The 23,036-nt window shown below is 70.9% G+C and carries 23 protein-coding genes; 12 read left to right on the top strand and 11 right to left on the bottom strand.

Annotated elements, in window-relative coordinates; all coding sequences use genetic code 11:
* The first annotated feature begins 90 nt into the window (after positions 1 to 90).
* The 7 genes from QMG86_RS17680 (at position 91) to QMG86_RS17650 (ending at position 6,472) form a co-directional block, all read left to right on the top strand.
* Positions 91 to 789: an NUDIX hydrolase gene (locus QMG86_RS17680; RefSeq protein WP_281873382.1), complete on the top strand. Its 699-nt coding sequence runs from the start codon at positions 91 to 93 to the stop codon at positions 787 to 789.
* Between the two features lie 114 nt (positions 790 to 903).
* Complete coding sequence (locus tag QMG86_RS17675) at positions 904 to 1,488, top strand: biotin transporter BioY (protein ID WP_281873381.1); 585 nt, start codon at positions 904 to 906, stop codon at positions 1,486 to 1,488.
* A complete protein-coding gene (locus QMG86_RS17670; RefSeq protein WP_281873380.1) occupies positions 1,481 to 2,602 on the top strand; it encodes an AMP-binding enzyme in 1,122 nt (373 codons plus the stop codon). Before QMG86_RS17675 ends, QMG86_RS17670 begins: the two co-directional genes overlap by 8 nt.
* Positions 2,599 to 3,726: a thiolase family protein gene (locus QMG86_RS17665; protein WP_281873379.1), complete on the top strand. Its 1,128-nt coding sequence runs from the start codon at positions 2,599 to 2,601 to the stop codon at positions 3,724 to 3,726. Before QMG86_RS17670 ends, QMG86_RS17665 begins: the two co-directional genes overlap by 4 nt.
* A gap of 76 nt (positions 3,727 to 3,802) precedes the next feature.
* On the top strand, positions 3,803 to 4,483 hold the full coding sequence (locus QMG86_RS17660) for an energy-coupling factor ABC transporter ATP-binding protein (protein ID WP_281873378.1): 681 nt from the start codon (positions 3,803 to 3,805) through the stop codon (positions 4,481 to 4,483).
* Positions 4,480 to 5,082, top strand: coding sequence for an energy-coupling factor transporter transmembrane component T family protein (locus QMG86_RS17655; protein ID WP_281873377.1), 603 nt, complete (start codon positions 4,480 to 4,482; stop codon positions 5,080 to 5,082). The genes QMG86_RS17660 and QMG86_RS17655 overlap by 4 nt, the downstream gene beginning before the upstream one ends.
* Entirely contained in the window at positions 5,075 to 6,472 is a 1,398-nt protein-coding gene (locus tag QMG86_RS17650) for an AMP-binding protein (protein ID WP_281873376.1), read from the top strand. Before QMG86_RS17655 ends, QMG86_RS17650 begins: the two co-directional genes overlap by 8 nt.
* Positions 6,473 to 6,541: 69 nt before the next feature.
* On the opposite strand, the gene QMG86_RS17645 is transcribed toward QMG86_RS17650, so the two are convergent.
* The 3 genes from QMG86_RS17645 to QMG86_RS17635 all read right to left on the bottom strand — a co-directional run bounded on the left by QMG86_RS17645 (position 6,542) and on the right by QMG86_RS17635 (position 10,953).
* Positions 6,542 to 7,993 carry a phosphatase PAP2 family protein gene (locus QMG86_RS17645; protein WP_281873375.1) on the bottom strand — a complete coding sequence of 484 codons (1,452 nt, stop codon included), beginning with the start codon at positions 7,991 to 7,993 and terminating at the stop codon, positions 6,542 to 6,544.
* A gap of 178 nt (positions 7,994 to 8,171) precedes the next feature.
* A complete protein-coding gene (locus QMG86_RS17640; RefSeq protein WP_281873374.1) occupies positions 8,172 to 9,542 on the bottom strand; it encodes an amidase in 1,371 nt (456 codons plus the stop codon).
* Positions 9,543 to 9,732: 190 nt separating this feature from the next.
* Positions 9,733 to 10,953, bottom strand: a complete 1,221-nt coding sequence (locus tag QMG86_RS17635) for a PucR family transcriptional regulator (RefSeq protein WP_281873373.1) — start codon at positions 10,951 to 10,953, stop codon at positions 9,733 to 9,735.
* A 385-nt stretch (positions 10,954 to 11,338) separates the two neighbouring features.
* On the opposite strand from QMG86_RS17635, the gene QMG86_RS17630 reads away from it, so the two are divergent.
* Positions 11,339 to 11,815 (top strand): HAD-IIIC family phosphatase, encoded by a 477-nt coding sequence (locus tag QMG86_RS17630; protein WP_281873372.1) that lies wholly within the window; start codon positions 11,339 to 11,341, stop codon positions 11,813 to 11,815.
* 175 nt (positions 11,816 to 11,990) lie between these two features.
* Complete coding sequence (locus tag QMG86_RS17625) at positions 11,991 to 12,941, top strand: helix-turn-helix transcriptional regulator (protein ID WP_281873371.1); 951 nt, start codon at positions 11,991 to 11,993, stop codon at positions 12,939 to 12,941.
* 15 nt (positions 12,942 to 12,956) lie between these two features.
* Here QMG86_RS17625 and QMG86_RS17620 read toward each other — a convergent pair whose 3' ends face one another.
* Complete coding sequence (locus QMG86_RS17620; RefSeq protein ID WP_281873370.1) at positions 12,957 to 13,835, bottom strand: sigma-70 family RNA polymerase sigma factor; 879 nt, start codon at positions 13,833 to 13,835, stop codon at positions 12,957 to 12,959.
* A gap of 105 nt (positions 13,836 to 13,940) precedes the next feature.
* Here QMG86_RS17620 and QMG86_RS17615 point away from each other — a divergent pair, with 105 nt between their 5' ends.
* Positions 13,941 to 14,288, top strand: coding sequence for a DoxX family protein (locus tag QMG86_RS17615; RefSeq protein ID WP_281873369.1), 348 nt, complete (start codon positions 13,941 to 13,943; stop codon positions 14,286 to 14,288).
* A gap of 94 nt (positions 14,289 to 14,382) precedes the next feature.
* Here QMG86_RS17615 and QMG86_RS17610 read toward each other — a convergent pair whose 3' ends face one another.
* From QMG86_RS17610 to QMG86_RS17580, 7 genes are all read right to left on the bottom strand, one after another.
* Entirely contained in the window at positions 14,383 to 15,969 is a 1,587-nt protein-coding gene (locus QMG86_RS17610; protein WP_281873368.1) for a GMC family oxidoreductase, read from the bottom strand.
* A gap of 105 nt (positions 15,970 to 16,074) precedes the next feature.
* Positions 16,075 to 16,653: a TetR/AcrR family transcriptional regulator gene (locus tag QMG86_RS17605; protein ID WP_159849259.1), complete on the bottom strand. Its 579-nt coding sequence runs from the start codon at positions 16,651 to 16,653 to the stop codon at positions 16,075 to 16,077.
* Between the two features lie 33 nt (positions 16,654 to 16,686).
* The gene (locus tag QMG86_RS17600) at positions 16,687 to 18,156 is read right to left on the bottom strand and encodes an FAD-dependent oxidoreductase (protein WP_281873367.1); all 1,470 of its coding nucleotides are present in this window, start codon (positions 18,154 to 18,156) and stop codon (positions 16,687 to 16,689) included.
* Between the two features lie 14 nt (positions 18,157 to 18,170).
* Positions 18,171 to 18,575 carry a carboxymuconolactone decarboxylase family protein gene (locus tag QMG86_RS17595; protein WP_281873366.1) on the bottom strand — a complete coding sequence of 135 codons (405 nt, stop codon included), beginning with the start codon at positions 18,573 to 18,575 and terminating at the stop codon, positions 18,171 to 18,173.
* Positions 18,572 to 19,450 (bottom strand): NAD(P)-dependent oxidoreductase, encoded by an 879-nt coding sequence (locus tag QMG86_RS17590; RefSeq protein WP_281873365.1) that lies wholly within the window; start codon positions 19,448 to 19,450, stop codon positions 18,572 to 18,574. The genes QMG86_RS17595 and QMG86_RS17590 overlap by 4 nt, the downstream gene beginning before the upstream one ends.
* Positions 19,447 to 20,199, bottom strand: a complete 753-nt coding sequence (locus QMG86_RS17585) for an SDR family oxidoreductase (RefSeq protein WP_281873364.1) — start codon at positions 20,197 to 20,199, stop codon at positions 19,447 to 19,449. Before QMG86_RS17585 ends, QMG86_RS17590 begins: the two co-directional genes overlap by 4 nt.
* Before the next feature lie 33 nt (positions 20,200 to 20,232).
* The gene (locus QMG86_RS17580; RefSeq protein ID WP_281873363.1) at positions 20,233 to 21,699 is read right to left on the bottom strand and encodes an aldehyde dehydrogenase; all 1,467 of its coding nucleotides are present in this window, start codon (positions 21,697 to 21,699) and stop codon (positions 20,233 to 20,235) included.
* A gap of 323 nt (positions 21,700 to 22,022) precedes the next feature.
* Between QMG86_RS17580 and QMG86_RS17575 the strand changes: the two genes are divergently transcribed.
* Both QMG86_RS17575 and QMG86_RS17570 read left to right on the top strand, forming a co-directional pair.
* A complete protein-coding gene (locus tag QMG86_RS17575; RefSeq protein ID WP_281873362.1) occupies positions 22,023 to 22,829 on the top strand; it encodes an SDR family oxidoreductase in 807 nt (268 codons plus the stop codon).
* A gap of 9 nt (positions 22,830 to 22,838) precedes the next feature.
* On the top strand, positions 22,839 to 23,036 hold the full coding sequence (locus tag QMG86_RS17570) for a ferredoxin (protein WP_281873361.1): 198 nt from the start codon (positions 22,839 to 22,841) through the stop codon (positions 23,034 to 23,036).

Below are 23,036 nucleotides of genomic sequence, written 5' to 3'. Positions count from 1 at the left end.
AGGTTCCCGATACGGTGGCAGGTACGACAGTCGCTGTCAACGACTTCCCTCGGCGCACGTCGGCGGCGACGGTCGGGCAAGATCGAAGCCATGGAGCCGACCCAGCGCGTGCCGCTGCCCACGAGCATCGATGAGTTCCGCGTGCTCGCGCACTCCCGCCTGGCCGGATTCCCGCGCGTCGAAGTGGCCGGCGCGCCCGGTACGCGCCGCGCCGCGGTCGTGCTGTGCGTGGTGGAGCAGCCGGATGGACCGCTGTCGGTGATCGTGATCAAGCGGGCCTACCGGGGCCGCAACGCCGGACAGTGGGGACTGCCCGGCGGCCGCCTGGACGAAGGCGAGACCGCCGAGCGAGCCGCGTTGCGTGAACTGCACGAAGAACTGGGCCTGCACGCGCGGCCGGAAGATCTGCTCGGCGCGCTCGACGACTTCCCGGCCGCGTCCGGTTTCGCGATCACGCCGCTGGTCCTGGCGCTGACCGACGCCACGCGGCTGCGGCCGAACCCGGACGAGGTCCATTCCGTCCACTTCGTCGACCTCGCCCGGCTCGCCGCCGAGGACACCCCGCGCTGGGTCCGGCCTGAGGACGCGGTGCGGCAGGCGGAGTTGCGCGACGACGCCGCGTCGGCCGATGCGGCCGGCCTGTTGCAGATGCGGCTCGGCCCGAAGATGACCATTCACGCGCCGACCGGCGCGTTGCTGTGGCAATTCCGCGAAGTCGTCCTGCTCGGCACGAGCCCCTCCGCCGCCCGCGTCGCGCACTTCACCCAACCTGATTGGACCCATCGCTAGGTCGCCGGGGACCGCCGCAGGCTGCCGCCCGGTGCACCGGGCAGGCCGTCTCGCGCGGTACCGCATTCGGCCTGCTACCTTGAACGTCGTTCAAGTTCTATGCGGAGGGTTGTCGTGGAAGGTGTCGAGAACTCTCGGAAGCCGAGGGTCGCTGTTTCGGCGCGGGACATGGCGCAGATCGCCGTCTTCGCGGCGCTGATCGCGGCGCTGGGTCTGCCCGGCGCCATCACCGTCGGATTCAGCGGGGTGCCGATCACCGTGCAGACCCTCGGTGTCATCCTGGCCGGTGCGGTGCTGGGAGCGCGCAAGGGCACGGCGGCGGTCCTGGTCTTCCTGGCGCTGACGATGATCGGCCTGCCGCTGCTGTCCGGCGGCCGCACCGGCCTGACGGCGCTGGCGGGTCCCAGCGCCGGATACCTGATCGGCTGGGTTCCCGCGGCGCTGTTCATCGGCCTGTGCACCGCTCGCGTCCTGCCGAAATACCCGATCGCGCTCGGCTTGCTGATCAACGCCGTCGGCGGTCTGGTGATCATCTACCTCTTCGGCACCGTGGGCCTGCTGCTGCGCACCGATCTCGGAGTCGGGGCCGCCGTCGCCACCAACTGGGCGTTCATTCCCGGCGACCTGCTCAAAGTCGTCGTCGCGAGCGTGGTGGCCAAGGGAGTGCACCGCGCATACCCCGGTCTGATCCGTGCCTAGTCCCGAACTCGGCGGCGCGGACGACGCGCCTGCCGTCGACGTCGGCGGCAGGAGCTACACCTACCGTGACCTCGACCGCGCGATCGAGCAGTGCATCGACCGCGATCCGGACGCGGCGGTGTACGACGCGTCGGACCTCCCGGTCGCGGACGCGCTGATCCGCGTCTGCGCCGCGGCCCGGCGCGGCATCCCGGTCCTCGTCGAGGACCCCGCCGCTCGTCCGCACCGGACCGGCATCCCGCCCGGGGCGTTTCTGCTGGTGGCGACCTCGGGCTCCACCGGTCGTCCCCGGCCGCTCGCGCGGACGGCCGCCTCCTGGTACGACAGCTTTCCCGCGTTCACCGCGATCACCGGCGTCGCACCGGCCGACCGCGTGCTGATCACCGGGCCGCTGCACGCGACCATGCACCTGTTCGGCGCGCTGCACGCGCTGTGGCGCGGCGCGTGCGTCACCGACGACCCGGCGCGCGCGACCGTCGTGCACGCGGTGCCCGCGGTACTGCGCGAGGTGGTGCGGACCTGTCCGCGCCTGCGCACCGCGATCGTCGCGGGCATCGCGCTCGACGACGGTGCGCTGGCGGCGGCCGCCGGCGTCGACGTCGTCGAGTACTACGGCTCCGCGGAGGTCTCGCTCGTGGCGGCGCGGCGCGTACCCGAGCCGATGCGGCTGCTCGACGGAGTCGAGGCCGAAGTGCGCGACGGACTGCTCTTCGTCCGGTCGCCCTACCGTGTGCTGGGCGCGCCCGACTGGTTCGGCGTCGGCGATCTCGCGGAGCTCGGTCCGGGCCGCGAGTTGACCGTGCTCGGTAGGGGTGACTGCGCGATCAACGTCGGCGGCACCGTGGTGGTCGCCGAGGAAGTGGAACGCGTGCTGGAATCGCTCGACGGCGTCGTCGCGGTGGCCGTGATCGGCTCGCCGCATGCGGTGTTCGGCGAAACCGTCACGGCCGCCGTGCAATTGGACCACGGTGCCGGTCTCGACGAGATCCGGTCGCGAGCACGTCGCGTGCTGGCCAAGGAGGCGATGCCGCGCCGCTGGGTGCCACTGCCCGCCCTGCCCCGGACCGCGGCCGGGAAGGTGGCCAGGGGGCGGCTGAAAGACTTGCTGACATGAACCCGGTCCCCGTTCTGGTAGCGCCGTACCGCACGCCGATCGGCAACGCGGGACACGGATTCGCGAACCTGACCACCACCGACTTGGCCGCTCCCGTGCTGCGCGCGGTGCTGACGTCGCTGCGCGGCGCCGGCGTCGACGCCGAGGTGGACGACGTGGTGCTCGGCAACTGCCTCGGACCCGGCGGCGATCCCGCCCGGGTCGCCACGTTGGCGGCGGGACTGGGTGTGCACGTTCCCGGCGTCACCGTGGATCGGCAGTGCGGTTCGGGCCTCGACGCGGTGATGCAGGCGGCGTTGCGCGTGCGCAGCGGCGCGGACGACCTCGTCCTCGCCGGAGGGGTCGAATCGGCGAGCACCGCCCCGTGGCGATTCTGGCCGCCCGTGGGCGACGCCGACCCGGTGCGCTACACCCGCGCTCCCTTCGCGCCACCCGGCTTTCCTGATCCGGATATGGGCGCGGCCGCCGACGATCTCGCGCGAGCGCGGGGCATCAGCCGGGAGCGGCAGGACGCCTACGCGGCCCGCTCGCACACCCGCGCCGCGGCCGCCGACTTCGCCGCGGAGATCGTGCCGATCGGCGACGTGCACCGGGACGAACGCATCCGGGCGGGGATGACCGCGGCCCGGCTCGCGCGCCTGCGCCCCAGCTTCGGCGTCGACGGCACCGCCACCGCGGGAAATTCCTGCGGCATCTCCGACGGAGCCGCGGTCATGGCGGTCACCACCGAGGCGATGGCCGCCGGTCTGCCCGCGTTGCGGATCCTCGGCTGCGCGGTCGCCGGATCCGACCCGGCGTATCCCGGCCTCGGTCCCGTTCCCGCGATCCGTAAACTGCTGCGCCGCACCGGCGTCGGCCTAGCCGACCTGGGCGTCGTCGAGATCACCGAGGCGTTCGCGTCGGTGGTGCTGGCGGTGGCGGACGAACTGGGCCTGGACGAGTCCATGATCTGCCCGCAGGGCGGTGCCATCGCGATGGGGCACCCTTGGGGTGCGTCGGGAGCCATCCTGCTGGTGCGGCTGGCAAGCCAGATGCTCCGCGCGGACGGCCCGGAACTCGGGCTGGCGGCCTGCGCGATCGGCGGCGGCCAGGGGATCGCCGTACTGGTGGAGCGCGTGTCGTGAGCGAGCGTCGGCGGGTGAGCGGTGAACACAGCGCGCCGTCGCGCACGGCCGGACCGATCCTCAGCGAGGTGCCGTCGTGAGTGAGATCGTCTTCGACTCGGTGAGCCACCGTTTCGGTGAGCGAAACGTGTTGCGCGACATCAGCCTGCGGATCACCGAACGCCGCGTCGGCGTCATCGGGTCCAACGGTTCCGGCAAATCGACGATGGCGCGCATGATCAACGGCCTGCTGGCGCCGAGTTCCGGGACGGTCACGGTCGACGGCGTGGACGCCTCCCGCAAGGGCGCGCTGGTGCGGCGGAAGGTGGGGTTCGTCTTCACCGATCCCGATACGCAGATCGTGATGCCCACGGTCGCCGAGGATCTCGCGTTCTCACTGCGGCGCAGCGGGTTGAGCAGGCCGGAGATCGCGGCGCGCGTCGGGGAGATCCTGGAGCGATTCGGGCTCGCGGGCCACGCCGAACATCCTTCGCATCTGCTGTCCGGCGGCCAGAAACAGTTGCTCGCCCTCGGCGCGGTCCTGATCCGGCGGCCGGAGGTGATCGTCGCCGACGAGCCGACCACGCTGCTGGACCTGCGCAACGCCAGGATCGTCGCGGGCGCCCTGGACGCCGTGGACCAGCAGGTGATCGTGGTGACCCATCAGCTGTCGCTGCTGGAGAGTTTCGAACGCGTCATCGTGATCGATGACGGCGCGGTGGCGTTCGACGGGACGCCCGGCGACGCCGTCGCGGCCTACCGGGCGGCGGTCGAATGATCGGCCTCTACCGTCCCGGCGATTCCCCGCTGCACCGGCTGCCCGCCGGGGTGAAGCTGGTGCTGCTACTGGTGTCGATCGTGGCCGCCACGGTGTTCCTGCGGACTCCGCCGCAGGTGGCCGTCGCCGCTGGGGTGGTGGCGGGCCTGTTCGCGGTGGCCGGGATCCCGTGGCGAGTCGCGCTGGCGCAACTGCGCCCGTTGGTGTGGATGCTGTTGCTCATAGCCGTGTTCCAGGTGCTGGTCACCTCGCCTGCGCGGGCCGCGGTGGTGTGCGGCGTGCTGGTGATCTCGGTGGCGCTCGCGGCGCTGTTCACGCTCACCACGCGGGTGAGCGACATGCTGGACGCGGTCACCCGGTGGCTGCGGCCCCTGCGCCGCGTGGGTGTCGATCCCGAGCGGATCGGACTGCTGCTGGCACTGGCCATCCGGTGTGTCCCGTTGCTGGCCGGGATCGTGCACGACGTCGCCGAGGCGCGGCGCGCTCGCGGCCTGCAATGGTCGATGACGGCGCTGGTCACGCCGGTGCTGGTACGGGCGCTGCGGACCGCCGACGCGATGGGCGACGCCCTCGCCGCGCGGGGAGTGGACGATGCCTGAACTGCTCGCCGCGCGGATCGCCCGGCAGGCCGCGGCGAATCCGGCGGTGACCGCGGTGATCTCGGGACGCGAACGGGTCGGCTACGAGCGGTTCTGGTCGAAGGTCGTTCGTGTCGCCGCCGGGCTCGACGGCATGCGGCGGGTGGCCGTGCTCCCCACCTCCGATGTCGAATCGCTGGTCGTGGTGACGGCGGCGATGCACGCCGGGGTGAGCGTCGTCCTGCTGCATCGCCATCTGCTGCCCGCCCAGCTGAGCCGGGTGCTCGCGCTGGCCGAGCCGGCAGCCGTCGTGGCCGCGCCGCACCAGCATCGGCGGTTGCGGCGCCTGGGATTCGACGCGACCGTGCGGACCGCCGCCGCCCTCGAATCCGCGGGCTCGGTGCGTCCGGTGGACCCGGGCGCCGAGCTGCTGGTCGGGATCACCTCCGGCACCACCGGCGAGCCGAAGCTCTTCGTGCGCGACCACCGGTCGTGGGCCGCCACGCTGGATCGCTCCGACCACACCTTCGACATCGGCGCCGGCGATCGGGTGTCGGTACCCGGCGTGCTGGACCACACGCATTTCCTGTACGGCGCGTTGCACGCCCTGACCCGGGGCGCGACGGTCGACCTGCGGCCGGTGGCCGATGCGCTGAACGATGGCGCGACGCAGCTGTATTCGGTGCCGACGATCGCGTGGGACGTGGTGCGTGCGGGGATCGGTCCGGTCGGCAGCGTCCGGGAAGTGCTGTCCTCGGCGGCCCGGTGGCCGCGCCCGGGACGGCGAGCGTTGCAGGAGGCGCTGCCCAACGCCTCGCTCGTGCACTTCTACGGTGCGTCCGAGTTGAGCTTCGTGTCCTTCGACCGAGGGCTCGGCAGCACCGACGAGAAGTCGGCGGGCGAACTCTTCGACGGTGTCGATGCCGATATTCGCGGCGGACTGGTATACGTGCGCAGTGACATGCTGTTCGACGGCTACCTCACCGCCGACGGTGTGGTCGGCGGTCCGGTCGACGGCTGGATGACCGTCGGCGATCGCGGCGAGGTGACCGGCAGGCGTCTCCGGTTGGTCGGCCGGGAGAGCGAGATGTTGATTCGGGCGGGTCTCAACGTGGAACCCGCCGCGGTCGAAGCGGCGCTCACGGCGATTCCGGGTGTCGCCGAGGCCGCCTGCATCGGCGTGCCCGACGCGCGGATGGGGGAGGCGCCCGCGGCGGCGATCGTGGTAGACGCGGGCGCCCCTGCTCTCGAGGAGATCTGGCGGCGGCTGCGCGCGAGTCTGCCGAGCCCGAGTATGCCGGTGCAGGTAGCGATCGTGGGCAGCCTGCCGCGCACACCGCGGGGGAAGCTCGATCGGTCGGCGTTGGCCGAGACGCTGGCCGCGCAGCGCCGTGGCGGGGCCGGGCGCTGACTACGAAAGGCGAGTGATTCGTCGTCGGCGCACGCGGGATTCGTCACGCGTGCGCCGGCCGACTCGGTGCTACGGCATCGCGCGCAGGGAACTGGTATGCCCGCTGTCGTCACTGTGGTCTCCCGTCGCGGAGCGGGTCAGCTGCTCCGGCTGGATGTCGTCTTCTTCTCGCTGGACCGCCGAGTCCGCACTCGCCGCTGTGGGCTCCACCGACGCCGAGCCGAACCACGTGGCGTAGAACGTGATCACCAGCGCACCGAGGGCTCCGAGGAGCACGATGCCGGACGGGAGCGGGTGCGCGGCCATCTGCAGGGCGAAGAAGCGAATGCACAGCAGGACCCCGGCGCAGACGGCGACGCCCATGGCCACGAGGCGGACGCGCGAGCGATCCCAGCCGCGATCCGGATCGCGCAGCGCGGATTCGACCGTCAGGCACAACGCCGCGCCCACGACCAGGTCGACGCCGTAGTGGGCCCCCAGGCCGAGCGTCGCGACAAGTGTGCACACCAGCCAGAACGCGCCGCCCCAGCGCAGCCACAGCGGGCCGCGCCGCGAGTGGATGAACAGCGACAGCGCCCAGGCGGTGTGCAGGGACGGCATGCAGTTGCGCGGGGTGATGGCGTCGAAGCGCAGCGCCTCGATCGAGGAGGGCACCTCAGGAACGACATTCGGCCAGACGTCGGTGATCTCGAAGCCCAGTCCCTGCGGTCCGTACGCGAGCACCGGCCCCACCACCGGGAAGACCACGTACCAGATCGGCCCGACCAGGCCCAGGGTGAGGAACGTTCGCACCAGGTAGTGCCGTGGCCACCCACCGGTCGTCACGCCGCGCAACTGCCAGGCCGCGACGAGGACGGCCGCCAGCGGAAGCTCGAAGTAGACCCAGCGCACCACGCCCGACGCCACCGGCCCCGCCGCGTCCAGTGCCTGCCCGGCCAGCCACGACGGACTGCCGAGGACGCGATCGGCGACTTGCACGTACGGATCGAGCACCATCGGGCACGCCCACGCGGTGATGTCCAACCAGATCTCGCTGATCTTCGTCGCGCAGATCAGCAGGGCGCCGAAGGCGATGGTGCGCAACGCCGTACGGCGGCGCTGCCCGTCCCACCGCACGAACGCCAGCACCGCCAGCGCGGTGAGCACGATGGTCGGACCGTTGCCGACGGTGAACGGCCGTCCTTCGGCCGTCCTGATCACCACGAACAGCAGGTCGATGGCGATCGCCGCGGCGACGGCGCCGACGCGGGCGCGCACCGTGATCCCGACCAAGGCCAGCAGGAACCCGGCCCACGGTGTGGTCGCCGACTTCGGCGTACCGGCATAGTCCCGAAACAGGCTGGTCAGCGGCCCCAACGCCCCGATGTGCGCGGCCATGAGCTCGCCGCAGGCCAGCGCGAGCACGATGGCCGCGACGCCGCACCATACGGTCACCGGCCGGAACCGACGCTCCGGAAGCTCTTCGATACCCACTCGCTCGCCCGGTGGGGTCAAGCTTCCTCGCACGTCGTTCACAAGCACCGAGACATCGTAAACACGGCATTAACGGCGCATGTACGGGGAGATGGGCGAGCGAGCGTTGCCGCGGCGGATGGCACGGAAAACCACCGGATAAGCCGAACTCATTCGAGGCCGACACGTTCTCGCGGGTCGGTGCGCGCGTCGCGCCCGGTCGCCGTCCGCCCGGTGTAGCGGTCTGTTACCGAAGAGCCGCGTCGTCGAGGGGAGCGTGCCGTCGCCAGGGACGGATCCGCTCCAGTTGCGCGGCGACCGCCAGCAGCGTGGTCTCGCCGCCGGGCGCCGCGGCGAGCTGTACGCCGATGGGCAGGCCGGTGTCGGACAGCCCGGCGGGAACGGAGATCGCCGGATACCGGACGGTGTTGAACGGCGGGGTGAACGGGATGAAGCGGGGCACGTCGCGCAAGGTCCGCAGAAACCCTTGCCCGGCGAAGGCTCCGACCGGCACCGGCGGGGTCGCCAGCGTGGGCGTGAGCAGAAGATCGTGCTCGGTGAACCAGGCGGCGAATCGCTCGGCCTGCCGTGCCGGGGGAGCGTCGGGCACCGGGCGCACCCTGGTGAGCACCCGTCCGGCCCTGGCCACCTTGCGGGTCAGCGGTTCCAGCAGGTCTGCGCTGAGATTCGTGGTGTCCTCGGCGACGCCGGCGAAGTAGCGCGCCAGGAAGCCGAGCGCGTCCTGCGGCCGCCACGGCGGCGGCGCGTCGGTGACGGTATGGCCCGCTTCGCGCAGCGCCTCGGCCGCGGCCAGCATCGCCGAACGTACCTGCGGGTCGACGGACGCGCCGAGTACCGGTGGCCGGGTGGTCATGCCGATCCGCAGCGGCCGCTCGGGCGCGGCGGGGGCGCGGTAACGGTCGTCGGCCGCTAGCGCGGCGAGGAGCAGGGCCGCGTCGGACACCGTGGTCGCCAGCGGGCCGAAGGTGGAGATGCCCAGCCAATTCGAGCCGAGTTCGGCGGGACGTGGCAGCACGCCGTCACCCGGTTTCAGGCCGACGAGCCCGCAGCAGGACGACGGGATGCGGATCGACCCGCCGCCGTCGGAACCGATTGCCAGCGCGGCCATTCCGGCGGCCACCGCCGCGGCGCCGCCACCGGTGGAGCCGCCGGGGGTGTACGCGAGGTGCCACGGATTGCGGGTGACGCCGTGCGCGGCGCTCTCGGTGACCGGCCACTGGCACAGCTCCGGCACATTCGTCTTGCCGATCAGCAACGCGCCCGCGGCGCGCAACCGGCCGACCAGCTCGCTGTCGGAGTCGGCGGCGGTCTGCCGCGCCGCGCGCGATCCGTTGCCGGTCACGCAGCCGGCGAGGTCGAGATTGTCCTTCACCGCCACCGGAACTCCGGCCAGCGGGAGGTCGCGGAGATCGCCGCGGGTGGCCAGCGCGCGAGCTTCGTGGCGGACCTGTTCGTGCCGCACGATGCGGAAGGCGTTGATCCGTGGGTCGAGGGCCGCGATGCGGGCCAGGTGCTCGTCGGCCACCTCGAGCGGGGACACCGTCCGGCTCTGGACTCCCGCCGCGATCTCGGCCGCAGGCGCGCCCGCCCATGTCATCGCTGTCTCCTCGGTACCTCAGGTCGCGACGACCGACGTTGCACCGCTACCGGCCGTCGAGACTCGCCGCTCACGGTAATCGTCGGCGTGGGCGGCCACAATGACCAGCCGCCGTTCCCGGGCATGGGAACGAGCGGCACGCGGTCCCGCCGCGCTGGGCCGAGGGGACGGGGACCTGCTCGGCGAGCGGTCAGGTCGTGCGATACGTGCGGGCCACCAGTGCCGAGCGCAGATACCACAAGCCCGAGGGCTGGGACGGGTCGAATCCGGTGAGCTGTCCGATCCGCTTGAGCCGGTAGTCCACGGTATTGGTGTGCACGTGCAGCACGCGTGCCGTGCGCTGCCGGTTGAGGTTGTTGGCGATGTGCCGTTGCAGTGTCTCCAGCAGTTCCGGGTGCGCGTCCAGCGGGTCCAGCAGCGAGCCGAGGTACTCGCGGCCGGGTCCCGGTCTGGTGAGCTGGTATTCCAGCGCCAGCTCGTCGAAGCGGTAGAGCCCGGCCACGGCCTGCAATCGCTGCACCATGTCGAGCAGTTCGTGAGCCTGGTCGGCGGCGGTGGGGATCTTCTCCGGAGTCGCCTCGACCATGGTCGCGGTGACGCCCACCTGCGCGGCGTGCGACAGCTGGGTGACCAGCGCGTCCAGCTGCTCGTTGTCCAGGTGGCCGGACGGGATGAGCACCGTGCCGCCGTCCACGCTCAGCAGCGACAGCGCGGCCTCGCCGCAACGGGTGGCGAGCTCGGCCTGGACCCGGCGCAGTTTCCGGCGGGCGACGACTTTGCCGTCCACCATCGGGTTGCGTTCCTCGCGGTGTGGCGGAATCGCCACGGCCAGAACGACGTACGAGGACGCGATGGCGATGCCGCATTCGCGGGCCATGGTGGAGGTGCTGTGCCCGCCCAGCAGCGCGGAGGTCAGCGTGTGCACGGCGGTGTGGTGCTCGCTGACCACCGCGCGCAGTTCCCGGACGTAGGCCATGGAGACCGCCGAGTTGATCATGTCGAGCATCTCGACGACCATCTTGGCGCCGTCGACGAGGTCGTCGTAGTCCTTCATCGTCGCGTCGGACACCACCAGCTCCAGGCCCATCTTGAAGCCTTCGTGGATCGAGTGGTGGATGGTGTCGATCGGCACTCCCTCGCGCGCCCATCCCGCGGCGGCGTCGCCGAGTCGCTGGAGTTTCTCCGGGAGGTCCTTTCCGTCGAGCATGCTCACCGCCAGCTCCAGGCAGACCCGGGTGATGGTGGTGACGTCTCCGGCGATCGCGTCACCCGGTAGGGTGCCGCACGGGATGACGTTCTCGACGAAGTGCCCGACCATCTGACGCGATAGCCCGCGAACGTCCTTCAGCGGGGACGACATCGGCTTCCCCGACAGGCTCAGGCTCTGCCGGGCCGAACTGTCGACGGACATTGGCGACTCCCTTCCGCCCACGATTGCTGTGCAGCGCATTTACACTAATCCGTCGATCCCTTTCGCGGACCCGATCGACGGGTTCTGTGAGAGCAGGTGAGACCGGTCGAGGCGCGCTTGTGAGCGCTCACAGCAGCTGGACATATGACCGATTCTCGGGGGCGGCCGGCACACCGCGAGGCCGAGGTCGTCGGCCTCGGGTCCTGGGTCGGGTCCGTTGTCGCCGCGAGGCGCGGCCGACATGCCGGTAGGATCACCCGCGCCGGCCATGGCCATGTAACGAGGGTCTTGTCCGGCACGTGTCGTGTCCCGGATGGTGTGCAGTGCCCTTCCGCCGCGCACGCCACGGCGGAAGGCAGTGATGGCGCGACGATAGGGGCAGGCGATGGCACCGGCTCTGAGATGTCTTGTCTGGGAACTGGACAACACCTTGTGGGACGGCGCCGTGTGCGACGCGACCGTCGGCGCGTTGCGGCCTGCCGCGCTGCGCACCCTGCGCGTGCTCAGCGAGCGAGGGATCTGGCATGCCGTGGCGAGCCGCGGCGAGCGCGAGTGGACGCTGGACAAGTTGTACCGGTACGGCGTCTACGAGATGTTCTCGGCCGTCGAGATCGGCTGGGGTCCCAAGTCTTCGGCGATCGTGCGGATCGCGCGCACGCTCGGTCTCGGCTTCGACACCGTGGGTTTCATCGACCACGAGCCGGTGGAGCGCGCCGAGGTGTCGCGTGCGCTGCCCACCGTGCGCTGCTACGCCGCACGTAATGCCGACGTCCTTCCGGTGCTCCCCGATTTCCGTCCCGTGTTGCGCACGGGGCCCGCTCCCACGCCGCCGCTCGGATTCGCCCGGGTGCCCGCGCGCTGATTTCCGGGTGAACACGTAATGTTCTTCCTACCAGCGGAATCCGGCGTCCGAGCCGGGTCCGCGGCCGAGGCTTCCCACCGGCGCGAGTATCCCGCCGGAGCCGGATCGTTCTGGTGGACAATACGGTGTCGGTGAAATCGGGCGGCGATAGGTTGTCACCATGCAGTGCTACGGCGTGACCGCCAACGATGCGGATTCGTGGACCGCGATCGCCAACGGCTTCGTTCCGATGGACTACCGCTACGGCGATCCCGAACGGTGGTATTCGGGCCTGACGGTGCAGGAATCGGCCTCCTACCGGTTGTTGCGCTGGGAACAGCGTGGCACGAGCACCTCCTACCGCACCCGGACGAACATCCGCCGTGGTCCGTGCGACGACTTCTATTGGGTGGTCATCCCCGAGCGGGGCGTGTACTCGGTGCGCTATCGCGGCGAGGAGACGCGCGCGCAGCCCGATCAGGCGGCGGTGACCGCCCTCGACGACCTGTGCCAGATCCATATCCCGCTGTTGTCGGCCTACGCGATCCAGCTGCCCCGGGCCGAACTCGACCATCGCGCCGGACCGCTCGCCGAGCGCGGCATGACGATCGATCTGAATTCCGGACTCGGCCGGATCACCCAGGCGATGATCCGCAGCACGCACGCCGAGCAATCGAATCTGTCGGATCGCGAGTTCAACGCGGTCTGCGACCGGATCGCCGAGTTGCTGAGCCTGATGTCGCTGGGCGACACCGAGCCGCAGCGTACCCACCACGCCCACGTCGTCGCGCAGATCCGGCAGTTCGTGCGCGCCAACGTCGGCCGGGGCGACGTGCGGCTGCCCGCGGTGGCGCACGCGCTGGGCTGGTCGCCTCGGCAACTGCGCTCGGTACTGCAGCAGGCCGGCACCACCTACCGCGACGTGCGCCGGGAGGAGGCGCTGCGGGCCGCGCGCGCTCTGCTCGAGGATCCGGCGCGGGAGGACGATCCCATCCGTGAGCTGGCGGTCCGGGCCGGATTCACCCCGGCCTGGTTCTCCGCGGCGTTCAAGGCGCGCTTCGGCGAGACGCCGCGGGAGTTCCGGCGGCGCAGATCAGCGGAGCGCGCCGAGCCGGGCGAGGCGCGGGAGCCCGTGCCGTCGCCCTGAACGGGTGTCCCGAAACTAGTTGGGCAGCACAGTGATCGAGAGATCATGCAGCCGGGACGAGTCGGCGATCACGCGGTATCCCGCCACCCGGTCGTCGCGCACCGTCACGATGAGCGCCAGGCGCAGTCGGCCGTGCGGCGCGACCACGATGCCCGGCTGACCGTCCACCAGCGCGAGCGCCGCCATCTGCGCCCGCCGCCGCAACAGCACGGTTTCCCCGGCCACCGAGGACGCGCCGCGCACGATCGTGGCCATGCCGGCGGGAAGCGCGGCGGCGTCGGCCGTGCGGACCACATCCGGCGCGAGCACCGCCAGGAGCCCATCGAGGTCGCCACTGCGCGCCGCGCCGAGAAAGGCGTCGACGACATGCCGCTGCGCGGTGAGTGCCGGTGCGGCCGCGGCATCGACACCCCGCACGCGGTGCCGGGCCCGGCTGGCCAGTTTCTTGGTGGTCGGTGTCGTGCGGCCGACGATCGGCCCGATCTCGTCGAACGGCACCGCGAACAGGTCGTGCAGGACGAACGCCACCCGCTCGTCGGGGCCGAGCCGGTCCAGCACCACCAGCAGCGCCCGGCCGACCGACTCGATCAGGACCGCCTCCTGCTCCGGTTCGTTCTCCTCGGCGCCGTCCTCCAGCCCGGATGGGTGGCCGAGCGGTTCCTCGCGCCGCGCCGACCTGGCGCGCAGCATGTCCAGGCAGATGCGGGACACGACGGTGGTGAGCCAGCCCGGCAGGTTGCGTACGTCTTCGGCATCGTGGCGGGCCAGCCGCAGCCAGGTCTCCTGCACCGCGTCGTCGGCCTCGCTAGGCGAGCCGAGCATGCGGTAGGCGACCGCGCGCAGGTGGCCGCGCTGCGCCTCGAATTCTCGCGCCAAGCCGTCGTCGGTGGGCATCGGTCACCTTTCCGCTCCGGGGTCCGTCATCGGGATGACGGATTCGACAGCTCACAGGTGACCGGCATCCGGACCGGGTGCGGCACCTGACGAAAGGGTATTGCCATGGACATCGCCTACGTCGTCACCACGGTGCTGGCGGCCGCGGCCGCGTTGCTCGCGGCGGGCATCGATGTGGTCCGCGCCGAGTGGGTGCGGACGAATATGCGCGCCTACGGGGTTCCGGAGTCGTGGCTGACGCCGCTGGCCGTCGTCAAGGCGCTCGGCGGGACCGCGCTGCTTGCCGGTCTGGCGTTTCCGCCGATCGGCGTGGCGGCGGCGGCCGGGTTGGTGCTCTACTTCGTCGGCGCGGTGCTGACCGTCGTCCGGGCGCGTTTCTATACGCACATCGGATACCCGCTGCCATATCTTCTGCTGGCCGCCGCTTCACTCGGGCTGTTCGTCGCGTCGTGAACGCGCATCGACGGGCGCTATGAACGTTGCCGTCGCACACCGGCGCGGGGCAGTCCCGCCATCGCGCCGGTGCACGCGAGCCGGCGGACCGCCCTTACCCGGCAAGGATGAACTTGGCCGCCTGCTCGCCGATGAACACCGCCGGTGCGTGCGTGTGCCCGCGGATGATGAGCGGCATCACCGAGGCGTCGGCCACCCGAAGTCCCTGCACGCCACGCACTTCCAGCCGCGGCGTGACGACGCTGGCGGCGTCGGTGCCCATGCGGCAGGTGCCGACGGGGTGGTAGAGCGTGTGCGCGTAAGAGTTGAGCGTCAGTTCGAGTACGGCTTCGGGTTCCGCGGGCGCCTGCGGCGGATAGATCAGCGGGCCGAGCACCGCCTTCATCGAGGGTTCCGCGGCGATGGCGGCGCACACGCGCAGTCCGGCCATGATGGCGGCGCGGTCGGCGCCCGCGCTGTCGGACAGGTAGCGCGGATCGATCACGGGTTTGGCGGCCGGGTCGGCGCCGGACAGGGCGATCCGTCCCCGGCTCTGCGGGCGCAGCAGCACCGTCGCCAGGATGACGCCGTGTTCGGTCGGGTCCTGCAGTCCTTCGTAGTAGAACGGCGCGGGCGCGAAGACCAGCTCCAGATCGGGGAACTCCAGATCGGCCCGGCTGCGGATGAAGCCGTACGCCTCGCCGACGTTCGAGGTGAGCATGCCGCGATGGCGGATCAGGTAGGCCAGCAGCTGGCGCGGCTTCTCGGCGCCGAACAACGAATCGCCCGCGACGCTGTAGCCGAGCCCGGCGACCAGATGGTCCTGCAGATTCGCGCCCACCTCCGGCGCGTGGTGGCGGACCTCGATGCCGTGGCGGGTCAGGTCGTCCCTGTCGCCGATGCCGGAGAGCATCAGCAGTTGCGGGCTGTTGATCGCGCCGCCGCACAGCACGACCTCGCGCCGCGCGGTCACCGTGTGGGTGGCGCCGCCGCGGCGGTACTCCACGCCGACGGCGCGCGTGCCGTCGAACAGCACTCGGGTGGCCAGCGCGTCGCTGCGCACGGTGAGGTTCGGCCGGCGCAGGGCGGGCCGCAGGTAGGCGTCCGCGGTGCTCCAGCGGCGGCCGCCGCGCTGGGTGACCATGGTCTCGCTGAACCCGTCCGGCTGCGGACGGTTCGGCGGCTCCACCTGGTAGCCCGCCTCCTGGACCGCGGCCAGGTAGGCGGCGGTGAGGCCGCGCGGGCTGCGCTGGCGGGAGACGTGCAGCGGACCTTCGGTGCCCTCGTCGGGATACTGGGCGTTCTCCACGCGTTCGATGCGCCGGAACTGCTCGACGGCCGCGGCGAAGCCCCACTCCGCACCCGCCAGCAGCGCCCACTCGTCGTAGTCCGCGCGGAACCCGCGCACCCACATCATGGCGTTCATCGAGGACGAGCCGCCGAACATCTTGCCGCGCGGCCAGTAGATCTCGCGGTTCTTCAGTTCCGGCTGCGGCTGCGTGAGGTAGTCCCAATCCACTTCGGAGCGGAACAGTTTCGCGAAGCCGGCGGGGATGTGCGCGAACTTGTTCTTGTCCGGCGGGCCCGCTTCCAGCAACGCCACCGTGGTGCCCGGATCGGCGCTGAGCCGATTGGCCACCACCGCGCCCGCCGATCCCGAGCCGACGACGACGTAGTCCGCGGAAAGCTCACCAGGTTGCACTTTTCCCACTCCGATCTGCACCGACTACGGCAAAGATACGAGCAAGCACGCGCCGTGCGGTCCGGTTTCGGGTAACCGGCCCGAAGTCGTCCGGCGTTGTCCGCGCTACCGCAGGATCAGCAGCGCCGAGGCCTCGATACGGTCGGCGATCTCGGAGTACGACCCGTAACCCATGCCCGCGCGCACCAGTGCGCCCGCGTAGAGCAATTCCAGCGACTCGACCACGTCCGGGTCCGGATCCGGACCGAGCGCGCGGATGATGCGTTTACGGATCTCGGCGCCGATGCGTCCGCGCAGATGCTCCACATCGGGGTCGCGGCCGAGCAACGCGCTGGTGACCGCGCCGGAGAGCTCCTGCTCGTCGGCCACCAGCATCGCGATGTTGCGCAGTTCGGCGACCACCCGGACGGTCGGGTCCGGGTCCTCGCTGACCGGCGACGGCGAGGCGACCAGCCGCCGCCAGAAGATCTCCGCGACCAGATGCTCCTTCGACGAGAAGTAGGTGTACGCCGTGGCCGTGCCGACGCCGGCGGCCGCGGCGACCATCCGGATGGTCATGCCCGCGAACCCTTCCCGCGCGAGCACTTCCACCGCCGCGCGGGTCAGCTTGTCGACGGTGTCGGCCTGCTTGCCGGAGAGCCTGCGGCGGGTCGCCTCGAGAATGACGGAATCGGGTTCGGACATGTGTCTGGATCCTACTAGGCGGACTGGAACGGTTCAGTTCTTGGCCGCCGCGATACCGGCCCGGCGCCCGTAGAAACTGCCGTCGCCCAGCGACGCGCCGCTGACGTACCCGCCCGCGCACAGGCCGGAGGTGCACCGGCCCGCCGCGAACAGCCCCGGAATCGGCTCCCCGGACACGTGCAGCACCCGGGAGTCGAGGTCGGTGCGCAGTCCGCCCAAGGTGAAACCCGCCGTGAAGCCGCGCATGTCGAACGCCGCCACCGGTCCGCGCAACGGGCGCACCCATTCCGGCTTCTTGCCCAGCAACGGGTCCTCGCCGTTGGCGGCGTGCAGGTTGTAGCACTCCACGGTGGCCTGCAGCGCCTGGCCGGGCAGGCCCATCTCGGCTTCCAGTTCGGCGATGGTCTCCGCCGCCCACGTGGGCGGCTGACGGAAGAACGGCGTCGAGGTCTCGGTCGTGAGCGCCTCCTCGTAGGACGCCTCGTCGATCACCAGGTACGCCTGGTTGTCCTGCTGGATCAGCGTCGCCTGCCCGATCCGGCCGGGGTAGGTGTCCTCGGTGACGTAGCGCTGGCCGCGCCCGTTGACCAGGATGCCGCGGGCCAGCAGCTGCGGGTCGCCGAAGAACGCCACCTCGGTCGCGTCCATGTGCGCCAGTTCCGCGCCGAGCGCCTGGGCCAGCCGGATGCCGATGCCGTCGTGTTCCTCGATCGCCGCGGCGGGCCTGCCGATCAGCCGCGGTGCGTAGCCTTCGATCATCTCCTTGTGATAGGCGAAGCTGCCGGTGGCCAGCACGACGCCGCGTTCGGCGCGGATGGCGACCGGTTTGCCGTACCGGCGGGCGAGCACGCCGACCACTCGATCGTCGTCGTCGACGATCAGCCGCGCGATCCGCATGTCGTACTCCGCGCGCACGCCCAGCGCTTGCGCGGTGTCGGCCAGCGGCTTCATCAGCATGTAGCCGCCGCCCTTCTCGCCGGTGCGCTTGTCGGCCATCTGCGGGACATGCCCGCGCGGAGCGGGTTTCGCGATCGCGTTGAACGGCGCGGCGTTCTCACCGCCGGAGTACATCAGTCCCTCGTCGTGCGGCGGCTCCCACCCCGGCTCGCCCCAGAACGCCTCGCGGAACGGCACGCCGCACGACACCAGCCAGGTGAAGTGCTCGACACTGCCGCGGCAGTAGTCGGCGATCTTCGCCTTGTCCACGCCGGGGCCGAGCGCGGCGAGCAGGAAGGTCTCCATGTTCTCGGGCGTGTCCTCGAAGCCGAGGGCCTGTTGCAGCGGTGTGCCGCCGCCCAGGTAGATGAAGCCGCCCGCCAGGGCGGCGGCGCCACCCCAGCCGCCGGTGCGCTCCAGGACCAGCACGTCCGCACCGGCGCGGGCGGCCTCGATGGCGGCGCAGATCCCGGCGATGCCGTATCCGGCGACGACGACGTCGGCCCGGTGATCCCAGGTCTCGACCCGGCTCGCGCGCAGGGGACGAATGGTGGTGGCGTCGGACATGGTCAACGAATCCTTCACTGCTCGGCGGACGCGGATTGCGCGCGGGCGGCCTTCTTCTGCTGTGCCACGATCGTGCCCACCAGGATGTCGAGTTTGGTGCCGTTCGGCCAACCCACGTAGTGACACAGGAACACCGCGATCTCGTGCAACTGGTCTTCGGTGAGTTCGCCGTTGCGCAGCGCGGCCCCGATCTGGATGCCCGCGGTGTCGATCGCGCCTTGTGCGGCCAGTGCGCCGAGCAGCAGCAGTCTGCGGTCGCGGATGGTGAGCCCGGGCCGCGACCAGATGTCGGCGAAGAGGTGGTCGGCGGTGACGGCGAAGTGGGCGCCCGGGTACTCCTGGAATTCCGTGCCGTAGACCTCGGCCATCCTGGCCAGACCGCGCTGCCGCACGGTATCACCGGATCCGTTGTCGCTCATGAGGGTTGCCTTTCCGCTGCGAAGGTGCCCGTTCCGACGCCGAGGCCGGGGCCGAGCCGGTCGAGGGCGAGTGCGGCCAGCGGCAGCGCGGTGCCCAGCCGCTCACCCAGTTCCAGGGCGAGACTCAGATCCTTCTCCCCGAGGTCGCGCACGTGCCGCAGGATCGGCAGCCAGAAGTCGCCGTCCTGGATCGGGGCGGTGGTGTCGCGCAGCATGATGGCGCCCGGCCCACCGGTGACCGCGTCGGAGTGCCGCACCACCTTGCCGAGCGCGGTGAGGTCGAGACCGGCCGCCTCGGCCAGCCGTTGCGCCTCGGCGGCCGCGGTGAAGGAGACGAAGTGCAGCAGGTTGCGCGCCAATTTCATGCGCGTGCCCGCGCCGATCGGCCCGGCGTGCACGATCAGATCGGCGAAGCAGCCGAAGGGTTCGCGCACCTGCTCGAACGCCGCCGCGCTGCCGCCGACCATGACCGCGAGCGCGCCGCGGGTCGCGCCGGGCGCGCCGCCGCTGATCGGCGCGTCCACCAGTTCGACGCCGCGCTCGCCGCAGACCGCCGCGAGTTCTTCGGCGGTGCGGTCGCTGATCGTGGAGTGCACGGCGACCACGGTGCCCGGCGCGGCGGTCCGCAACACGCCTTCCGGGCCCGTGATCACGTCGCGGACCTGGGCGTCGTTCACGACGGTGATCGAGATGATCGCCGCCTGCCTGGCCAGTTCGGCGGCGGAGGCGACCGCGTCGGCGCCGGCCGCGAGGAACGGCTCGACCGCTTCCGGCCGCATGTCGCACACCGCGAGCCCGCCCGGCCAGTCCAGCAGGCGCTTGGCCATCGGCGCGCCCATGTTGCCGAGGCCGAGGAATCCGATGCGAGCGCTCATGACCGCACGATCTGTCCGCCGTCGACGTTGAAGATCTGCCCGGTGACCCAGCTCGCCTCGTCCGACAGCAGGTACAGGCAGGCGCCGACCAGGTCCTGCGGCGTGCCCATCCGCTTGAGCGGCAGACGCTTGACGATGTCGTCGACGATCACCTCCGGGGTGACGGCCTTGGTGGCGTCGGTGTCGATCGGACCCGGCGCGATCGCGTTGACGCGGATGTTCGACCCGCCGAGCTCGAAGGCCAGTTGCTGGGTCAGCCCGTTGACGCCCACTTTCGCCAGGCCGTAGAAGCTGGAATACAGCCATGCGGCAGTGGAGGATTGGTTGACGATCGATCCGCTACCCCGCTTGGACATGTGCGGCCAGACGGCGCGGGTCATGATCAGCGCGCCGTCCATGTTCACGCTCATGAACTTCTTGTAGTAGTCCCACGGCACGGTCAGCAGCAGGTTCAGCTTCATCTCGCCGTAGATGGCGGCGTTGTTCACCAAGTGGTCGATGCCGCCGAACTCGGCGACGGCGAGATCGGCCAGCGCCGTGGCGGATTCGGGATCGGCCACGTCGACCTGACCGAATACCGCCGTGCCGCCGTCGGCGACGATCTTCTCGACCACCGCCGCCCCGCTCTCGGCGTTCTTGTCGGCGACGACGACGTTCGCGCCTTCGGCGGCCAGCGCCTGCGCGTAGGCGGCGCCGATGCCCTGGGCGGCGCCGGTGACGATGGCGGATCTTCCCGTGAAACGGGCCATGGAGTTCAGCTCCTCTGTGTTGTCCCGCGGCGGTCAGGCCGCGGTGGCGATGACTTTGGTCTCGAGGTACTCCTCGAAACCGGCGATGCCCATCTCACGGCCGAGGCCGGATTGCTTGTATCCGCCGAACGGAACGTCGGCGGAGTACCAGATGCCGCCGTTCACGCTCAGCGTCCCGGTGCGCACGCCTTCGGTGACGCGCCGGATGCGTTCGGGGTCCGTTCCCCACACCGAACCGGAGAGGCCATAGGGGGAGTCGTTGGCGATGCGGACCGCGTCCTCGTCGCCGTCGTGCGGAATGATCACCAGCACCGGGCCGAAGATCTCCTCGCGGGCGACGGTCGAGCTGTTGGGGACGTCCGCGATCAACGTCGGTTCGACGAAGAATCCGCGCTCGCGCTCCGGCCGCCCGCCGCCGACGACGATGCGCCCGCCCTCGGCGCGCGCGATGTCGATGTAGCGTTCCACTCTGGCGCGCTGGCGTTCGGAGATCAGCGGCCCGCACACCGTGCGCGGGTCGGCCGGATCGCCCGGCCGGATCCCGCCGAGTGTGGCCGCGGCCGCTTGCACCGCTTGGTCGTAGGCGGCGCGGGGAACCAGCAGCCGGGTGGACAGCGCGCATCCCTGCCCGGCGTGCACGCACACCGAGAACGCCGCCACCGAGCAGGCCGCCGCGATGTCGGCGTCGTCGAGCACGATGAACGCCGACTTGCCGCCGAGTTCGAGGAACGCCTTTTTCAGCGTCGTGGCGGCGCCGGTCATGACGGCGCGGCCGGTGGCCGTCGACCCGGTGAAACTGATCATGTCGACGCGCGGGTCCGCGGTGAGCCGGGCGCCGAGCGCGTGGTCCGCGGAGGTCACGATGTTCACCACGCCCGCCGGGATGTCGGTCTCCTCGGCGATGACGGCGCCGACCGCCGCCGCGCACCAGGGAGTGTCGGGGGCGGGTTTGAGCACGACGGTGTTCCCCGCGGCCAGCGCGGGTCCCAGCTTCGCGAAGTTGATCTGGTGCGGGAAGTTCCACGGCGTGATCGCCCCGACCACGCCGATCGGTTCCCGGCGCAGGACTCGGCGGGTCTTGATGCCCATCGGCTCGGCGACGCCCAGATCCGTTTCCCAGTCGTAGGTTCCGGCGAGCCCGGCCGCATAGGCGAGGTCGGCGACCGGGCCTTCCAGCTGTGGGCCGCCGGTGAGCATTCGCGGCGCGCCGACCTCGGCGATCGTGATCTCGCGCAGGTCCTCGACGTGGGATTGCAGCGCGGTACGCAATTGCTCGAGGCAGCGGGCGCGGAAGGCGTGATCGCGCGACCAGTCGGTCTCGTCGAACGCGGTGCGCGCGGCCTCGACGGCCGCGTCGAGATCGGCCGCGTTCGCGTCCGCGGCGAGGCCGAGGACCTCCTCGGTCGCGGGGTTCACCGTCGCGAAGACACCGTCGGCGCCCTCGACCAGCTTGCCGCCGATCAGCAGGCGGGACCCGTCGGCGGGCAGGAGGCTGCTCATGGATTACTCCGATACTGTCTGGACACGTGTACGGAATATAGTCCGGGGCGATGATCGGTTGCAATAACAGGTTCTAACTCTGCCATTCTCGCCGACGTCGGCGCCCGGAGTGGCATGGCGGTCGGATGCTTGCGATGTGGCGGCATCGAATCGGCGAAACAGGGTGAGCGAATGATTGTCGGAGGCGATGGGGCGGTGGTAGTGTCCGGACACATGTCCAGCTATCTGTCTTCACGCGCAGGCCGCAGTCATGGCGTCCGGCGGAACGTGTTCTCGATTTCCTCTGGTTTCGCCCGGCCGGCCTGTACCGTGGAGAGCCGATAATGCCCAGATTCACACCCCATCCGGAGCGCAGGCCCGCGCTGGTCTCCGGCGCCTCCTCCGGGATCGGCGCGGCCACCGCCGTGGCCTTGGCCGAACTCGGCCACCCGGTCGCGCTCGGCGCGCGCCGCGTCGAGCAGTGCGCCGAACTGGCGGACAAGATCCGCGCCGATGGCGGCGAGGCGTTCGCGCACCGCCTGGACGTCACCGAACCGGATTCGGTCGAGGAATTCGTGCGCGCGGCCGAAGAAGCGCTCGGCCCCACCGAGATCCTGGTCTCCAGCGCGGGCGACATCGAATTCGGGCAGGCGCACGCGATGGATCCGGAACGGTTCGTGCGCCAGGTGCAAGTCCATCTCGTGGGTGCGCAGCGCCTCGTGCACCGGGTGCTGCCCGGCATGCTGCGCAGGCAACGCGGCGACATCGTGCTGATCAGCTCGGACTGCGCGCCCGAACCGCGGCCGCGCACGGGCGCCTACAGCGCCGCCAAGGCGGGGTTGGAAGCGATGGCCGCGCAGATGCGCATGGAACTAGAAGGCAGCGGCGTCCGCCTGTCGCTGGTCCGCCCCGGCCCGACCCTGACCGGTATGGGCATGAACTCCACGCCCGAGGTCGTCGGCCCGGTCCTGGAGGACTGGAAGGCCTGGGGATTCGCCAGGCACCCGTACATGCTGCGGGCGAGCGACCTCGCCGCGGCGGTGGTGGCGGTGGTGGCCACGCCGCGGGGTTCACATCTGGTGCTGGTGGAGGTGCAACCCGAGGCGCCGATCCGTCCCCTCGCCGACGGGGCGGGATCGAACGAACAGTAGGGAGCGACGATGCGAGTGCGGGCCGATCTGGATCTGTGTCAAGGGCATGCCGTATGCCAGGACGAGGCGCCCGAGGCGTTCCACGTCCCCAAGCGCGGCAAAGTGGAGATTCTCGACGCGGCCGCCGACCCCGCCGCGCAGACCGAGGTCCAGCGCGCCGTCCGCTACTGCCCGACTCAGGCGTTGTCGATCGTCGCCGACGAGTGA

Origin of the sequence: Nocardia sputorum (assembly GCF_027924405.1) — a bacterium.
Lineage (GTDB): Bacteria > Actinomycetota > Actinomycetes > Mycobacteriales > Mycobacteriaceae > Nocardia > Nocardia sputorum.
Note: the sequence above shows the minus strand (reverse complement) of the source record. Positions and strands in the feature narration are given on the sequence as shown.

Bases quoted from the DNA above. Each gene is read 5' to 3' on its own strand.
- QMG86_RS17680 (WP_281873382.1), top strand. From the start codon at position 91: ATGGAGCCGACCCAGCGCGTGCCGCTGCCCACGAGCATCGATGAGTTC.
- QMG86_RS17665 (WP_281873379.1), top strand. From the start codon at position 2,599: ATGAACCCGGTCCCCGTTCTGGTAGCGCCGTACCGCACGCCGATCGGC.
- QMG86_RS17655 (WP_281873377.1), top strand. From the start codon at position 4,480: ATGATCGGCCTCTACCGTCCCGGCGATTCCCCGCTGCACCGGCTGCCC.
- QMG86_RS17650 (WP_281873376.1), top strand. From the start codon at position 5,075: ATGCCTGAACTGCTCGCCGCGCGGATCGCCCGGCAGGCCGCGGCGAAT.
- QMG86_RS17640 (WP_281873374.1), bottom strand. From the start codon at position 9,542: ATGACATGGGCGGGCGCGCCTGCGGCCGAGATCGCGGCGGGAGTCCAG.
- QMG86_RS17635 (WP_281873373.1), bottom strand. From the start codon at position 10,953: ATGTCCGTCGACAGTTCGGCCCGGCAGAGCCTGAGCCTGTCGGGGAAG.
- QMG86_RS17630 (WP_281873372.1), top strand. From the start codon at position 11,339: ATGGCACCGGCTCTGAGATGTCTTGTCTGGGAACTGGACAACACCTTG.
- QMG86_RS17620 (WP_281873370.1), bottom strand. From the start codon at position 13,835: ATGCCCACCGACGACGGCTTGGCGCGAGAATTCGAGGCGCAGCGCGGC.
- QMG86_RS17615 (WP_281873369.1), top strand. From the start codon at position 13,941: ATGGACATCGCCTACGTCGTCACCACGGTGCTGGCGGCCGCGGCCGCG.
- QMG86_RS17605 (WP_159849259.1), bottom strand. From the start codon at position 16,653: ATGTCCGAACCCGATTCCGTCATTCTCGAGGCGACCCGCCGCAGGCTC.
- QMG86_RS17600 (WP_281873367.1), bottom strand. From the start codon at position 18,156: ATGTCCGACGCCACCACCATTCGTCCCCTGCGCGCGAGCCGGGTCGAG.
- QMG86_RS17595 (WP_281873366.1), bottom strand. From the start codon at position 18,575: ATGAGCGACAACGGATCCGGTGATACCGTGCGGCAGCGCGGTCTGGCC.
- QMG86_RS17590 (WP_281873365.1), bottom strand. From the start codon at position 19,450: ATGAGCGCTCGCATCGGATTCCTCGGCCTCGGCAACATGGGCGCGCCG.
- QMG86_RS17585 (WP_281873364.1), bottom strand. From the start codon at position 20,199: ATGGCCCGTTTCACGGGAAGATCCGCCATCGTCACCGGCGCCGCCCAG.
- QMG86_RS17580 (WP_281873363.1), bottom strand. From the start codon at position 21,699: ATGAGCAGCCTCCTGCCCGCCGACGGGTCCCGCCTGCTGATCGGCGGC.
- QMG86_RS17575 (WP_281873362.1), top strand. From the start codon at position 22,023: ATGCCCAGATTCACACCCCATCCGGAGCGCAGGCCCGCGCTGGTCTCC.
- QMG86_RS17570 (WP_281873361.1), top strand. From the start codon at position 22,839: ATGCGAGTGCGGGCCGATCTGGATCTGTGTCAAGGGCATGCCGTATGC.